A 14,780-nucleotide genomic window follows, 5' to 3' on the forward strand; every position below is an offset into this window, starting at 1 on the left:
GGAGTTCGCCCGAATATGCGTATTATCCTTGCTCAACCTCGCGGCTTTTGTGCGGGCGTGGTCCGCGCGATCGAGATTGTCGATCGTGCTCTGGAACGACATGGCGCGCCCGTCTACGTGCGCCATGAGATCGTTCACAATCGGCATGTTGTCGACAATCTGCGAAGCAAGGGCGCGCGTTTCGTCGAGGAACTCGACGAAGTCCCGCACGGCGCCGTCGCCATTTTCAGCGCACACGGCGTCGCGCAAACGGTAGAAGCTGACGCGCTGGCGCGCGGACTGGATGTACTCGATGCAACCTGCCCGCTCGTCACCAAGGTTCACGTGCAAGGGCGGCAATACGTCGCGCAGGGCCGCACGCTGATCCTGATCGGCCACGCCGGGCATCCGGAAGTTGAAGGCACGATCGGCCAGATTCCCGGCACCGTGGTACTGGTGCAGAGCGAGGCCGAAGTTGCAACACTGTCGCTGCCGCTGGACGAACCGGTTGCGTATGTCACGCAAACCACCTTGTCCGTGGACGATACGCGCGGCATTATCGACGCACTGCACCGGCGTTTTAGCGATATTGTCGGGCCGGATACGCGTGATATCTGCTATGCCACGCAAAACCGTCAGGCCGCGGTCCGCGAGCTCAGCACGCAAGTGGACGTACTGCTCGTGGTTGGCGCGACAAACAGTTCGAACTCGAACCGCCTGTGCGAGATCGGCGCCGAAACCGGCGTGCCGAGCTACCTGGTGGCGGACGGTTCGGAAGTGAAGCCTGAATGGTTTGCGGGTGCGCAGGCTGTGGGCATCACGGCTGGCGCGTCGGCGCCGGAAGAAATGGTCAAACACGTAATTGATGCACTGCGCGCGCTGGGCCCTGTCGAAGTGACGACAATGTCCGGCCGCGAAGAAAAAGTTGAATTCAAACTCCCCGCGAAGCTGACAAAACCGCTTGCCGCGGCAACGGCTTCCGCCGGCGCCCTTCGCGAAGATTAAGGAGCACACGCAATTGTCTATTCCGATGCTGCAAAAAGTCCGGGTTGGCGCTTACATCGCGCGCCAGCATTTCATGCGCAACAAGCGGTATCCGCTCGCGTTGATGCTCGAGCCGCTGTTTCGCTGCAACCTGGCGTGTAATGGCTGCGGCAAGATCGACTATCCGGATCCCATCCTGAACCAGCGCATTTCCATGGCGGACTGCCTTGCGGCCGTCGACGAATGCGGTGCGCCGGTTGTTTCCATTGCTGGCGGCGAACCGCTGCTGCACAAGGAAATGCCGCAGATCGTGAAGGGCATCATCGCGCGCAAGAAGTTCGTGTACCTGTGCACGAACGCGTTGCTGATGGAAAAGAAAATGGACGACTACGAGCCGAATCCGTATTTCGTCTGGTCGGTTCACCTCGACGGCGACAAACAGGCGCATGACCATTCGGTCTCGCAAGACGGCGTGTATGAAAAAGCCGTTGCGGCCATCAAGGAAGCGAAGCGCCGTGGTTTTCGCGTAAACATCAACTGCACGTTGTTCAACGACGCCGATCCGGAACGCGTGGCGAATTTCTTCGATACGCTCGGACCGATGGGCGTGGACGGCATCACGGTGTCGCCGGGTTACGCGTACGAACGCGCACCGGATCAGCAGCACTTCCTGAATCGCGAAAAAACGAAGACGTTGTTCCGCGATATCTTCAAGCGCGGCGACAACGGCAAGCGCTGGTCGTTCAGCCAGTCGAGCATGTTCCTCGACTTCCTGGCCGGCAATCAGACGTACGAATGCACGCCCTGGGGCAACCCGGCGCGCACCGTGTTCGGCTGGCAGCGTCCGTGCTATCTGCTCGGCGAAGGTTATGTAAAGACCTTCAAGGAACTGATGGAAACGACCGAGTGGGACAAGTACGGCACGGGCAAGTACGAGAAATGCGCTGACTGCATGGTGCATTGCGGCTTTGAAGCGACTGCCGTGATGGACACGGTTGCGCATCCGTTGAAGGCGGCGCGCGTCGCGTTGCGCGGTCCGCGTACCGAAGGCGCATACGCGAAAGACCTGCCGGTCGACAATCAGCGCCCGGCGGAATTCGTGTTCTCGAAGCATGTCGAGATCAAGCTGGAAGAAATCGGGCGCGCCAAGACTAACAAGGGCGGCAAGCAGACAACGACGGCTGCGGCCTGAGTTTTCAAGCGCGCTTGATTCCTGCGGCAGATCGCAGGGAAGCGAACGGGTGGAAGACGTTGCGTTGAGCGGCGTTTTTCCACCCGTTCTTGTTTTCAAGACGCGCTTCCGGCAAGCCCGTGTAGCATCGCTTGTTTTCAGGCAAACCAAGCAGGACGCTATGGCCGACTTCAACGTAATGATCAACCTCGGCAAGGCCGACCTCGACGACTATCTGCTGCTCGCGAAGACACTGCGCAAATCAGGTTTTAGCGAGACTAAGGCGGCGCAAGTGGCGGCGGATTATCGGCTGCTGCCGGCTTCGTTCCGGTATTCCAGCGCGACCGAAGACATGATCGCAGTGAGGGAGAAGGCGATGAAGTCGGCGAAGAACGTTTCCTCGGCCGCGATGGTGCTTGTGTCAGAGTGCTGATAGCAACAGCCGGAACTTGCTGCGCATAAAGTTTCGCGGGGGGAGTCACTTTGCGTTCCAGTCATCTTCTCCGACAGCGCTCATCGGGGTTTCGTAACGCAATAGCGATCCACGCAACTGGTTGAGCGGGTCTTTACCAATGTCTTCGAGACACGCGCTTTTTTTAAATACAATGGCATCGGGCGCAGCGACTGGTTCAGCTTTCGTTTCTGCTGCAGATTTCAATGGCGTTGACATATCGGTGTGGCCTCGCATTCACGTTCCGTCACGTCGAACCAATATCGGTCCTCATAAAAAACGCAGCCAGCGAAAGCAGGCTGCGTTTTTCTAATCCACTTCGATCGACCTTATTCCGCCGTGCGCGCGTTGTGCGTGGTCAGGAACTTGATCAAGCCATCCACGCCGCCCTTTTGCAACTGGCCGGCAAACTGCGTCTGATACACCTGGATCAGCCACGCGCCCATCATGTCGATGTCGTAGATCTTCCAGCCATCGGGCGTCTTTTCCAGCCGATACCGCACCGGATTATCTCCACCCGTCGAATACACATGCGATTGAACAACAGCGTCTTTGGCGCCGGCGTCGAGCGTGGGGGCATCGAACTTGAACTTGACGTCTTCATCGCGCAGTTGCGAAAGCGACGACGTGTACGTGCGTACCAGCAGCGTCTGGAATTGTTCATAAAGCTGCTTCTGCTGTTCAGGCGTCGCCGTGGTCCACGCCTTGCCGACGGCAATCCGCGTGGTGCGCTGGAAGTCGGTGGCGGGCACGAAACGCGTCTGGACCAGTTGCGTGATCTTGGCCATATCGCCGCCGCGAGCTTGCGGGTCAGCCTTCATCGCGTTGACTGTCCCTTCCACGGCGCTTTTCACCACCGCGTCAGGACTTGTTTGCGCGAACGACGCGCTGGAGAAAAGCGCCGCCGAAAAAGCCAGGGCGACAAGGGCAAAACGAGCGGGCAAATAACGTTTCATACGACCGATAGTTCGAGATTGGAGGGCAATGTCCGGCCGAAAGCAAACGTCACCTGCGTGGCGATCGTTGCATCAGCCTGGACTCGATTCATCGTCAGTATATCGACCGGCGTCCCGGGTGACAGTTCATGGAAGTTTCGAGCCCGCTTCCTGGCGGCGCATCGGCATGGCGTCGATAGTCGATGTCAACTCGCTCGCCGAAATCGGCTTCGGCGAATCGATCTTCACGCCGCCGTCCTTGCCGACCAGCAACGCACGAAAGCTGTGCTGCTTTACGCCGAACCGCTGTCGAAGCGCGTTTGCATTTTCGCTCGCGCCTTTGACCGAGTCGCCGATCACCTCGATCAGCGCCAGATCGCGCTCCTTGAATCCCGAGCCCGTTTTCTCGATGGCCGCGCGCTGGGCGGCAAGCTGCGCCGATTGCGGATCGGCGGCGAAAATCACGAGCAGGCGATCGTGCCACGTGTGTTGATCGATGGAAACAGAGCTTGCGGCGAACCCGAACTGGCTCGCGACGGCCGCGGCGAAAACGGGTGCTAGCAGGGAAAGTTTCATGGCGGCGCCTCCTTGTGCTTCATATTACGGCTCACGAGGAAACTGTGCTGAAGGCCAAGCCACGTCGCCGCGCTATGTCCCCGGCGGCAACTGAGAACGCAATTCCTTGCGCATGACTTTGCCGGTTGGCGTCATCGGCAAGGCATCGACGAAACGAATCTCGCGCGGATATTCATGCGCCGCGAGCCGCGTCCTGACATGTTGCTGAAGCTCGCGCACGAGGGTTTCATCGGCGATAAAACCTCCGTTCAGCACAATGAACGCCATCACGATTTCCGTGCGCGCGGCATCCGGCGCGCCGATGACTGCCGCCATGCTCACCGCCGGATGCCGCAACAGACAATCTTCGATAGGCGCCGGTCCGATCCGATATCCCGCGCTCGTGATCACGTCGTCATTGCGCCCGACGAAGCGGATGAAACCATCGGCATCGTAAAGACCGAGATCGCCGGTCAACAGGAACGGGCCGCGGAATTTATCGCGTGTGGCCGGCTCGTTGTTCCAGTAGCGCAGGAACATGACCGGATCAGGCGATTTGATCGCGATATTGCCAGGCGTGCCGGGCGCGAGTTCCGTGCCGTTATCGTCGACGATTGTCACGCGATGTCCGGGCGCACTGCGTCCGATAGCGCCCGGCCGTGGCTCGAACAACGTCGAGCACGACGACACCACCACGTTGCATTCCGTCTGCCCGTAGAACTCGTTGATGGTCACGCCGAGCGCCGCCCGGCCCCACGCGATCAGCTCCTCCCCAAGCGATTCGCCGCCACTCGCCACCGCGCGCAGGGAAAGCTTCCACTGCTCGGGACGAGCGACCGAGCGCATCATCTTGAGCGCGGTCGGCGGCAGGAACGTATGCGTGACGCCGTGGCGCGCCATCAGGTCGAAGGCGGCGGGGCCATCGAACTTTTCGAAACGCCGCGCCAAAACCGCAACGCCGTGATGCCACGCCGGCAGCAACACATCGAACAATCCGCCGATCCACGCCCAGTCCGCAGGCGTCCACATCAGTTTCGCGTTCGCCGGGAAAAGGCCTTGCGACATCTCGACGCCCGGCAAATGCCCGAGCAATACCCGATGCGCAAGCAATGCGCCCTTGGGTTTTCCCGTCGTGCCGGACGTGTAGATGATGGCGGCGGGGTCATCGGAGGAAGTATCGACTGGCGTGAACGCTTCCGCTTCTGCCCGCAAGGTATCCCAGAACATATGAGCGTATTCCGGCGCACTTTCGTCGTGCTCGCCACCTGCGTAATACGCCGCCTTGAGCTCCGGCAGCGTATCGCGGATCTGCTCGAGTTTCTGGAAGCCCGCGTGATCGGTGATAAGCGCGGCGGCGCCGCTATCGGCGAGCCGATACTGGATTGCATCCACGCCGAAAAGCGCGAACAACGGCACCGCGATGCAACCCGCTTTGTAGATCGCCAGATGCGCGATAGCCGTCTCCGGCGATTGCGGCAGGAAGATCCCGACGCGATCGCCACGTTTCAACCCGGCGCGCATCAACGCATTGGCGAATTGATTGGACAGTGTCTTGAGTTCGTCGAAGGTGAAACGCGTTTGCTCGCCTTCACGCGTTTCGTAGATGAGCGCAAGACGGCCCGAGCCGTCGGCCCATTTATCGCAGACGTCCACGCCGATGTTGTATTGCGCGGGCACCTGCCACTCGAACGCCGCGTTCAGGGCGTCGTATGAATCGGCTGCGGGAAGCATCGTTTCTTCCTTGATTTTGAGTTTTACTCGTCGGCTTGTTGCAAGCCCGAAGGCGGCTGGTATCGCGAAAAACCGTTGAACGCAAGCGTACGCTCAGACGCCGCCAATGGCCACGAATGGCGCGCGTTGGGCACGCCGCCATCGACGCGAATCACCGACCCGCTGATGAAAGCTGACGCCTCCGACAATAAAAATACCGCCGCCGCAGCCAGTTCGGATTCCGTACCAAATCGCTGCAGTGGCACCTTGTGCTTGAGTTCGCGCAGCAACGCACGATACCGCTCGTCGTAGCTGTCCATTCCCGCCGATGCAATCCATCCCGGCGCCACCGCATTCACGCGAACGCCGGCGTAGCCCCATTCGCACGCAGCAGTTTCGGTGAAATTCCACACGCCCGCACGCGCCGCGCCGGAATGTCCCATGCCGGGCATGCCGCCCCAGATGTCCGCGAGCATGTTGACGATCGCGCCGCCGTGATCGCGCATGTGTTGCGTAAAGCATTCGCGCGACATCAGGAAGGTGCCGTGCAGGTTGTTGCGCACGACGGCGTCCCAGCCGTTCAGCGAAATCTTCTCGAGCGGCGCGGGAAACTGACCGCCCGCGCAATTGAAAAGGCCGTCGAGCTGTTTGAACTCCGCAAGCACGGCCGCGACGACTTGCTTGACGCTGGTTTCGTCGCGGATGTCGCAGGGGTGGCAGCCAACGCGGCCCGGGCTTTCCGGATAGTCCGCCGCGAGCTCGTCGCGAACGGCTTCGAGTTTTGCGAGCGTTCGTCCAACCAGCACCACCGATGCACCCAGCGATACCAGTTCATGCGCCGTACATCGGCCGAGTCCGCTGCCGCCGCCGGTGACCATGACGACCTTGTTGGCGAAGAGGCCGGGGCGGAAGACGGAGCGGTATCGATGCGTGGATTCCATGTCGGGTTCGCCGGAAGAAGTGAGGTTGAGTAAAACTCAAATCCTGAGCGCGCGTCAAGTTGGTAGATACCTTTAATATCGACATTCAAGGTCTGTAAGAATTTGAGCTAGACTCAAGATACATCCAGATCTTGCATCGATATGACCCAGCCTAAAGCCCTCCCTGCCCGGCGCGCGCCATCGAGCGTCAAGTCCGAGCAACGCATCAAGGACATCCTCGCCGTCGCGCGGGAAGTGTTCTCGGAGCGCGGGTATTCATCGGCGACGACGATCGAAATGGCGCGGCGTCTGGGGGTATCGGAGGCGACGGTCTTCACGTATTTCGCGGGCAAACGCGATCTGTGCGTGCGCGTGATCTGCGACTGGTACGACGAGATCATCGCGGAGATAGAAGCCACGTTGCCGCATGTCACGGGCACGCGCGCAAAGCTGTTCTTCCTGATCCGCACGCATTTGTACCGGCTGATGATCGACGGGCCGGGACTATGCGCGCTGATTCTCTCGGAGGGACGCGCGAAAGACGACACGTTCGGCAGTGAAATCCTGCAACTCCAGCGCCGTTACACTGCGCCGCTCATGCAGGTGCTGGCGGATGGCGTCGCTGCAGGCGATATTCGCGGCGACATGCCGCTCAGCCTGTTGCGATCGAGCATCTACGGTCCGATGGAACACGTCCTCTGGGACGCGATCAGCAAGAAGACGGTCGATATAGAAGAGACCTCGAACCGGCTGGCACAACTTTTATGGCAAGGCCTTCAGCCGCCGAATCCAGACGCGGCCGCGCTCGAACAATTGCAGCGCGATATGGCCGCCGCCTTGCGGCTTTATGACCAGGCGTCTGCATCGAAAAAATGACGCCCTGCCGTCAGAGCCCGCAGATTTAACGCCCAATCCCTCGTTTTACTCGGAATCCCTCAGCCAGAGCCGCGCTTTTATCAGCGCGGGCCTTGGTGCGTCTGCCATTCGTTAAGTTCATTTTATTCAATTGAAAACCTTTGTTACTTGTGTAATGATATCGATTCGCATTTACACAATCGACAACTTAGGTTGCATCTATCGCTCAAGCGAGGTGCCGGCCGGTCGGCGCTTGTCTGCTCCAAACCCGTCATAACCGCGTCGCGCGTAATCGCGACCCCCCATTTTCGGCTTGCGTCATGCGCGGCCATTAACCATCCAGTATCGGGAACGCCCATGTTGAGGAAGACACCGCTTGCCGCCGCGATCATGAGTTTCGTGGCTGTACCCGTTGCCGCACCGCTTTACGCCTACGCGCAAACCGCGCCGATCGCTCAGGTTCAAACGCCAGCCCCGGCGCAGCCCGAAGCGGCCGCGCCCGCAGAAAACGCGACGTTGCCGCCGGTCCAGGTGAACGGGCAAGCGGATACGTCGAATGATTTCCAACCGGAAAAATCGAGCGTCGGCGCCAAGGTGCCCACCGCATTACGCGATATTCCTCAGGCCGCCGTGGTCGTCCCCAAGTCCGTGCTGCAATCCCAGGCCGCGACGTCTTTCTCCGATGCCCTTCGCAACGTGCCCGGCGTGACCATCGGCGCGGCGGAAGGCGGTCAGATCGGCAACAACATCAACTTGCGCGGGTTCTCGGCTCGTACGGATATTTATCTGGATGGGTTCCGCGATCGCGGCCAGTACTATCGGGACACGTTCGACCTCGAATCCATCGATGTGCTGTACGGCCCGTCATCGCTTTATTTCGGGCGCGGTTCCACAGGCGGCGTGATCAACCAGGTGAGCAAGCAGGCCGGACTCAAGGCGCACGCGTCCGTCTCCGCGATGGTCGGCACGGACGATCGCTACAGGGGCACTTTCGACATCAACCAGCCGCTTTCCAGCACGTCGGCCATCCGGCTGAACGCATTCGGCCAGGATCTGGGCTCGACGCGCGATGTGATGAAAAGCAAGGACTACGGCTTTGCCCCCACGGCGACTTTCGGTATTGGCACGCCGACGGAAATCACGTTGTCCGCGCTGATCCAGCACAACCGCGACCAGCCGGATTACGGCATTCCGCCGGTCAACGGCGCACCGGCGCCGGTCAGCAAAAGCCAGTTCTACGGCTTCGAAGGCGACCGCACGATGCAGGATGTGCAGACGGTGTCGGCGCGTTTCAAACACCGTTTCAGCGATGACCTCACGCTGCGCAACCAGACGCAGTTCAGCCACTACAGCACCGAAGCCCGCGCAACAAATGCCGCGGCCGTGCTGACCGGGCCGCTCGGAACATCGCCGGCGCTGGCAAACGGCAACTTCACGTCGCTGCCACTGTCTTCGCTTTTCGTCAGATTGCAGGGCAAGGACCGCAATATCAACGACCACTCGGTCTACAACACGACCGATATCGACTACAAGTTCAACACCGGCTTCCTCAAGCATGAGGTGATCGCGGGCGTCGACCTGAGCCACGAGACCTACAGCAACCAGTCATTCACCGCAACCACGCCGGGCTTGCCGTCGAACACCATCGCGATCGTGCCGCTGCTCAACCCGCAATACACCGAGCGTCCGGCCAACATGAAGGAAGTCGCGACCAACCTGGTGGAATCGAGCGCGAACGGAATCGGCGTTTATGCCAACGATACGGTGTCCATCGGCCAGTACTGGAAGGTCGTGGGCGGCGTGCGCTGGGACCGTTACGAGGCGTCGATCAAGAACACGATCAATGCGCCGTCGTATGGCACGCAGACCAACTTCTTTACGAGCGTGCGCGCCGGGATCATTTTCCAGCCGACCGACTGGCAGTCGTACTACGTGTCGTACGGCACGTCGTTCAACCCGTCGCTCGAAGCGCTGACGCTCACCAACAACCAGCAGAACATTCCGCCGGAATCGAACCGATCGTATGAAATCGGCTCGAAATGGGATTTGCTCAACGGCGGTTTGTCGGTGACGCAGTCGCTTTTCAACATCGATAAAACCAATGCCCGCACGGCCCAGCCCGACGGCAGCTACACACTCGACGGCGACGTGCGCGTGCGCGGTTATCAACTTGGCGTGGCCGGCCACATCACGAACAAATGGCAGGTCTTCGGCGGCTACACGTACATGGACGGCGAGGTCGTGAAGGCGCTGGACAACACGAACGGCAAGACGCTCGCCAACACGCCGCGCAACATGATCACCATCTGGACGACTTACGACCTCACGCCGCAATGGACGTTTGGCGGCGGGCCGGTGTACACGTCGTCACGGTATGCGGCCAGCACGAACTTCGTGCAGGTGCCGGCGTACACGCGCTGGGACGCGATGGCCGCGTATCACCAGAAGCGTTATGACATCCAGTTGAACGTGCAGAACCTGACCAACAAGCATTACTACGATGCGCTGATTCCGTCGGACGGCGGCCGCGCAGTGCCGGGTTACGGCCGCACGTTCCTGGCAACGCTAAACTACCGGTTCTATTGAACTTATTGGTCAGGCGCGGCGGCGCTGTATAAAAATCATGATTCTTTCCATACCCAACGTCCTCAGTCCCGAGGACGCCGCCGCGATGCGCCAGCGGCTCGATGCATCGGACGCCTGGGTGGACGGGCGCGCGACGGCCGGCTACCAGGGCGCGCCGGTCAAGCGCAACCAGCAGATCGAGCAGGAAGCGCCGATTGCGTTCGAACTGGGCGACGCGATCATCGCGTCGCTCGAGCGGCATCCGCTGTTTATCAGCGCAGTGCTGCCGAACAAGGTGTATCCGCCGCTATTTAACCGGTACGAGGGCGGGATGCACTTCGGCAGTCATGTCGATGGCGCCATCCGGCTCGTGCCGGGGCATGGGACGCGAGTGCGCACGGATGTATCGATAACCGTGTTTCTCACGCCGCCCGACGAATACGACGGTGGGGAACTGGTTATCGAAGATACCTATGGCGTGCAGGAAGTGAAGTTGCCGGCGGGATATGCGATTGTTTATCCGGCGACGAGCTTGCATCAGGTCCGGCCGGTGACGCGGGGAATGCGGGTCGCGAGTTTCTTCTGGGCGCAAAGCCTGGTTCGCGACGACACCCGGCGCAGCCTGCTATTCGATATGGATACGGCAATTCAAAGGCTCAACGCCGAAAACGCCGACGACGCCGCCCGGCGCACGCTCGTGGGGTGTTATCACAACTTGTTGAGGCTTTGGAGCGAGACCTGATTGAGTCCGGAGCTCTACCAGGAAAGCTCCGCATCGCTGGAATTGGCAAATTCGCCAACCAGAAGCGCATCGTCTCCTGCTTCTGCAATGTCCTTGCTCGCTTCAGCCCAGCCTTCCCGCGTGGTTTCGGTCTGCTTGCAGGAAACGGCCGCATCATTTTTCGGTTCCATCGTGCCTCCGTTTTATTCCAGGAACCGGACGTTAATACAATCTGCCGCCGCTTTTTGTCATTAACTGTATCTTCCGGAAACGCGCGCAAATCACTCGCACGGCGCCCTTGCCTGCTGCCCGCTCCTTACGACCGGTATACTCACCCGTCGCCGAAAGTCGCCTGAAACGCGCCTTTCGCACTTTGTCCCACAAGAATTACCGAAAAAGCCCTTCGAGGCATCCGTCTTCATGCTCACGCCTCTCATTGCGCGTCTTGTCACCTTGTCCATCCGCCGGCCGGCGTGGATTATCGTTTTATCGCTGCTGGCCGCCGTTTTCAGCGGTTATTACGTGCTGCATCACTTCAAGATCAGCACCGACATCAGCCAGCTCATCGAGACGGAACCCGAATGGGCGGCGCGCAGCCATGCCATCGACGCAGCTTTCCCCGAGCGCGGTTCCACCGTGCTCGTGGTGGTCGAAGCGCAAGCGCCGGAATTCGCCGATGCCGCCGCCAACGAGCTCGCCGCCGCGTTAGCCAAGGACACGAAGCAGTTCACGGCCGTCTCGCAACCGTCGGGCGGCGATTTCTTCGAGCACAACGGCCTGCTGTACCTCTCCACTGACAAAGTCGCCGATACCACCCAGCAACTCGTCAAGGCGCGTCCGCTGATCAACGCGCTGGCCCACGATCCCACGCTGACGGGTCTGGCCGGCACGCTCAACACCAGCCTGAATATCCCGCTGCAGCTCGGCCAGGTGACGCTCGGCCAGATGTCGAAGCTGCTTGGACAAAGCGCCGACGTGCTCGATAAAGTCATCGCCAATCAGCCGGCCGTGTTCTCGTGGCGCAATCTCGTCGATACCTCGGCCACCCAGCCCGCACGCGCGTTCGTCACGGTCCAGCCGGTGGTCGACTACAACGCGCTCGAGCCCGGCGCGAGCGGTTCGAACGCCATCCGCGCGACCGCAAGCGCGCTGAAGTTATCGGAGAATTATGGTGCGGTCGTGCGTCTCACCGGCGAACAACCGCTTTCCGATGAAGAATTCGCTTCGCTGAAAGATGGCGCCGTGTTGAACGGCATCCTGACGTTCATTGTCGTCCTGGTGATCCTCTGGCTCGCGTTGCGCTCGGGGAAGATGATTGTCGCCGTGTTCATCACGTTGTTCGTCGGACTCGCGATCACGGCGGCGCTCGGCCTGCTGATGGTCCACGCGCTCAACCTGATTTCGGTCGCGTTCATGGTGCTGTTCGTCGGGCTCGGCGTGGATTTCGGGATTCAGTTCGGCGTGCGGTATCGCGAGGAACGCTTCAAGGACGACCGGCTCGATGTCGCGCTCGTCAGCACCGCGCGGCACGTCGGCGTGCCGCTGACGCTCGCCGCCGCCGCGACCGCCGCCAGCTTTTTCTCGTTCCTGCCGACGGCATATCGCGGTGTGTCCGAACTCGGGCAGATCGCGGGCGTCGGCATGCTGGTCGCGTATTTCACGAACATGACGCTATTGCCGGCGCTGATCAAGGTGTTCAGCCCGCCGGGCGAAGCGGGTTCGCCCGGCTTTCCGAAGCTCGCGCCTGTCGACGAATTCCTCGCGCGCAATCGCAAGCCGGTGCTGATCGGCACCCTGATCGTCGTGATCGGCGCGCTGCCGCTCCTGACGCATCTGCGCTTCGACTTCAATCCGCTGAACCTGAAGGACCCGAAAACGGAGTCGATGGCCACGCTGATCTCGCTCAAGGACGCGCCCGAAGCGGCCGTAAACGACGTGAAAGTGCTGGCGCCATCGCTTGAAGAAGCGGACAAAATAGCCGCCAGGCTCGCCAAATTGCCGGAAGTCGAGCGCGCGACGACGCTGTCATCGCTGATTCCCACGGATCAATCCAAAAAGCTCGAACTGATCTCGGCCGCGGCAGCGCAGCTTCTGCCGGCGCTGAACCAGCGCGCCGCCGAACCGGCCAACGACGCCGTGCGGGTGGCATCGCTCAAACGCTTGTCGAACTCGCTGGAACTCGCCGCCGACGAACACCCTGGCCCCGGCGAAAACGAAGCGCGCCGACTTGCCGCGACGCTGAAAAAGCTCGCCGCCGCCGACGCCGCCACGCGCGATCGCGCTGAACACGCGATGTCGGAGCCACTGCGCATCGCGCTCGGCCAGATGCGTGCGCTGCTGCAGCCGTCGCCGGTCACGCAGGACTTGCTGCCCAAGTCCATGACCGAAGGCTGGCTCGCCGCCGACGGCCACGCCCTCGTGGAGGCATCGCCAAAAGCGCTGGAAGGCAAGAATCGCGACGACGACCAGATGCTCGCCCGCTTCGCCAATGCCGTGCAGAAGGCAGAGCCGAACGCCATCGGCGGGCCGATTTCGGTGCTGCATTCGGCCAACACGATCATCAAGGCGTTCGAGCAGGCGGCGGTGTTGTCGCTGATCGCGATCACCGTTTTGCTGTGGATCACCTTGCGTCGAGTGGGCGACGTTTTGAGAACTTTGATACCTTTGCTGGTTTCCGCCGTGGTCACGCTGGAATTGTGCGTTGTCTTCGGCATGCCGCTGAACTTCGCGAACATCATTGCATTGCCGCTGATGCTGGGTATCGGCGTGGCGTTCAAGATCTACTTCGTGATGGCGTGGCGCTCCGGGCAGACCGGTTTGCTGCATTCCAGCCTCACGCACGCGGTGATGTTCAGCGCCGCGACCACGGCAACGGCGTTCGGCAGTTTGTGGTTTTCACACCATCCGGGCACCTCGAGCATGGGCCGCCTGCTGGTTTTGGCGCTATTTACGACATTGATTGGCGCAGTGGTATTTCAGCCGGTTCTAATGGGCAAACCCCGGGTGCAGAAGAAGGCCGCTGACACTCTTTAATTCGTACGATCACCAGCAAGATCCAAGGAAACGACTCATGACGATGGCAATCACGCCACGCGCCGCCCGCAACCTGCGCGCCCTGTCCGGCGGCGCGGCATTCGCCGCCGCATTGATGCTGGCGGGCTGCGCGACCGGTCCCGACCGAAAACCGGGCGATCCGCTCGAGCCGATGAACCGCGAGATTTTCAAGTTCAACGACGCCGCCGACAAATACGTCGCACGCCCGATCGCCGAGGGTTACGTGAAGGTCACGCCGAGTCCGCTGCGCACGGCCATCAGCAATTTCTTCTCGAATATCGGCGATATTGGCAACTTCGCGAACAACCTGCTGCAACTCCGGATCACGGACGCCACTGAAGACTTGATGCGCTTTGCGTTCAATTCGACCTTCGGTATTGGCGGTTTGATCGACTGGGCGACGCTCGCCGGCTTGCCGAAGCACAACCAGGACTTCGGTTTGACGCTCGGGCATTACGGCGTGCCGTCCGGTCCGTACCTGGTGTTGCCGCTGCTCGGACCGAGTTCGGTGCGTGACTCCACGAGCTGGATTGCGGGTTATCCGCTTAATCCGGGTACCTATCTGGCCGCCGGGCCGAATGCCGCGCTGTTCGGCGTGCGTTTCATGAGCGCACGGGCCGACTTGCTGGGCGCAACCGACATCCTGTCGCAAGCGGCGCTGGATAAATACGCGTTCGTGCGTGATGCCTACACGCAGCGCCGCCAGTATCTGCTGACGGGCGCAGCGAACGCCACGCTGCCCGACTACGGCGACGAAAGCGGCGCGACTGCCGTGCCGCCCGAAGGCGCGAGCGCCACGACCGCGCCGGCGCAGCCGGGCGCGGGCGGCAGCAGCAAGTCGCAAGGCTTGCCGGATTATTCGGACCCGGCAGCAAAGTAA

The 14,780-nt window shown here is 60.9% G+C and carries 14 protein-coding genes; 8 read left to right on the plus strand and 6 right to left on the minus strand.

The features are described from left to right. The first annotated feature begins 15 nt into the window (after positions 1-15). From ispH to AXG89_RS19350, 3 genes are all read left to right on the plus strand, one after another. Positions 16-984, plus strand: a complete 969-nt coding sequence (gene ispH / locus AXG89_RS19340; protein ID WP_062003459.1) for a 4-hydroxy-3-methylbut-2-enyl diphosphate reductase — start codon at positions 16-18, stop codon at positions 982-984. Positions 985-997: 13 nt separating this feature from the next. Beyond that, positions 998-2,155, plus strand: coding sequence for an adenosyl-hopene transferase HpnH (gene hpnH / locus AXG89_RS19345; protein ID WP_062003752.1), 1,158 nt, complete (start codon positions 998-1,000; stop codon positions 2,153-2,155). Between the two features lie 160 nt (positions 2,156-2,315). Beyond that, positions 2,316-2,567, plus strand: coding sequence for a hypothetical protein (locus AXG89_RS19350; RefSeq protein ID WP_062003460.1), 252 nt, complete (start codon positions 2,316-2,318; stop codon positions 2,565-2,567). Positions 2,568-2,612: 45 nt separating this feature from the next. On the opposite strand, the gene AXG89_RS19355 is transcribed toward AXG89_RS19350, so the two are convergent. The 5 genes from AXG89_RS19355 to AXG89_RS19375 all read right to left on the minus strand — a co-directional run bounded on the left by AXG89_RS19355 (position 2,613) and on the right by AXG89_RS19375 (position 6,726). Continuing rightward, positions 2,613-2,822, minus strand: a complete 210-nt coding sequence (locus tag AXG89_RS19355) for a hypothetical protein (protein WP_062171730.1) — start codon at positions 2,820-2,822, stop codon at positions 2,613-2,615. Positions 2,823-2,914: 92 nt separating this feature from the next. Continuing rightward, complete coding sequence (locus tag AXG89_RS19360) at positions 2,915-3,541, minus strand: MlaC/ttg2D family ABC transporter substrate-binding protein (RefSeq protein ID WP_062171733.1); 627 nt, start codon at positions 3,539-3,541, stop codon at positions 2,915-2,917. A 126-nt stretch (positions 3,542-3,667) separates the two neighbouring features. After that, the gene (locus AXG89_RS19365) at positions 3,668-4,096 is read right to left on the minus strand and encodes a DUF4174 domain-containing protein (RefSeq protein WP_062171735.1); all 429 of its coding nucleotides are present in this window, start codon (positions 4,094-4,096) and stop codon (positions 3,668-3,670) included. A gap of 72 nt (positions 4,097-4,168) precedes the next feature. Then, a complete protein-coding gene (locus AXG89_RS19370; protein WP_062171738.1) occupies positions 4,169-5,806 on the minus strand; it encodes an acyl-CoA synthetase in 1,638 nt (545 codons plus the stop codon). A 23-nt stretch (positions 5,807-5,829) separates the two neighbouring features. Continuing rightward, complete coding sequence (locus AXG89_RS19375; protein ID WP_062003464.1) at positions 5,830-6,726, minus strand: SDR family oxidoreductase; 897 nt, start codon at positions 6,724-6,726, stop codon at positions 5,830-5,832. A gap of 141 nt (positions 6,727-6,867) precedes the next feature. Here AXG89_RS19375 and AXG89_RS19380 point away from each other — a divergent pair, with 141 nt between their 5' ends. The 3 genes from AXG89_RS19380 (at position 6,868) to AXG89_RS19390 (ending at position 10,867) form a co-directional block, all read left to right on the plus strand. Then, positions 6,868-7,581, plus strand: coding sequence for a TetR/AcrR family transcriptional regulator (locus AXG89_RS19380; protein ID WP_062171740.1), 714 nt, complete (start codon positions 6,868-6,870; stop codon positions 7,579-7,581). A 336-nt stretch (positions 7,582-7,917) separates the two neighbouring features. After that, a complete protein-coding gene (locus tag AXG89_RS19385; RefSeq protein ID WP_062171744.1) occupies positions 7,918-10,146 on the plus strand; it encodes a TonB-dependent receptor in 2,229 nt (742 codons plus the stop codon). A gap of 37 nt (positions 10,147-10,183) precedes the next feature. Then, the gene (locus tag AXG89_RS19390) at positions 10,184-10,867 is read left to right on the plus strand and encodes a Fe2+-dependent dioxygenase (RefSeq protein WP_062171746.1); all 684 of its coding nucleotides are present in this window, start codon (positions 10,184-10,186) and stop codon (positions 10,865-10,867) included. A 14-nt stretch (positions 10,868-10,881) separates the two neighbouring features. Here AXG89_RS19390 and AXG89_RS19395 read toward each other — a convergent pair whose 3' ends face one another. Beyond that, entirely contained in the window at positions 10,882-11,037 is a 156-nt protein-coding gene (locus AXG89_RS19395; RefSeq protein ID WP_236873425.1) for a hypothetical protein, read from the minus strand. Positions 11,038-11,266: 229 nt separating this feature from the next. Between AXG89_RS19395 and AXG89_RS19400 the strand changes: the two genes are divergently transcribed. After that, positions 11,267-13,879 carry an MMPL family transporter gene (locus AXG89_RS19400; protein ID WP_062171750.1) on the plus strand — a complete coding sequence of 871 codons (2,613 nt, stop codon included), beginning with the start codon at positions 11,267-11,269 and terminating at the stop codon, positions 13,877-13,879. A 43-nt stretch (positions 13,880-13,922) separates the two neighbouring features. After that, positions 13,923-14,780 carry an MlaA family lipoprotein gene (locus AXG89_RS19405; protein WP_086381289.1) on the plus strand — a complete coding sequence of 286 codons (858 nt, stop codon included), beginning with the start codon at positions 13,923-13,925 and terminating at the stop codon, positions 14,778-14,780.

This window comes from Burkholderia sp. PAMC 26561, assembly GCF_001557535.2.
Lineage (GTDB): Bacteria > Pseudomonadota > Gammaproteobacteria > Burkholderiales > Burkholderiaceae > Caballeronia.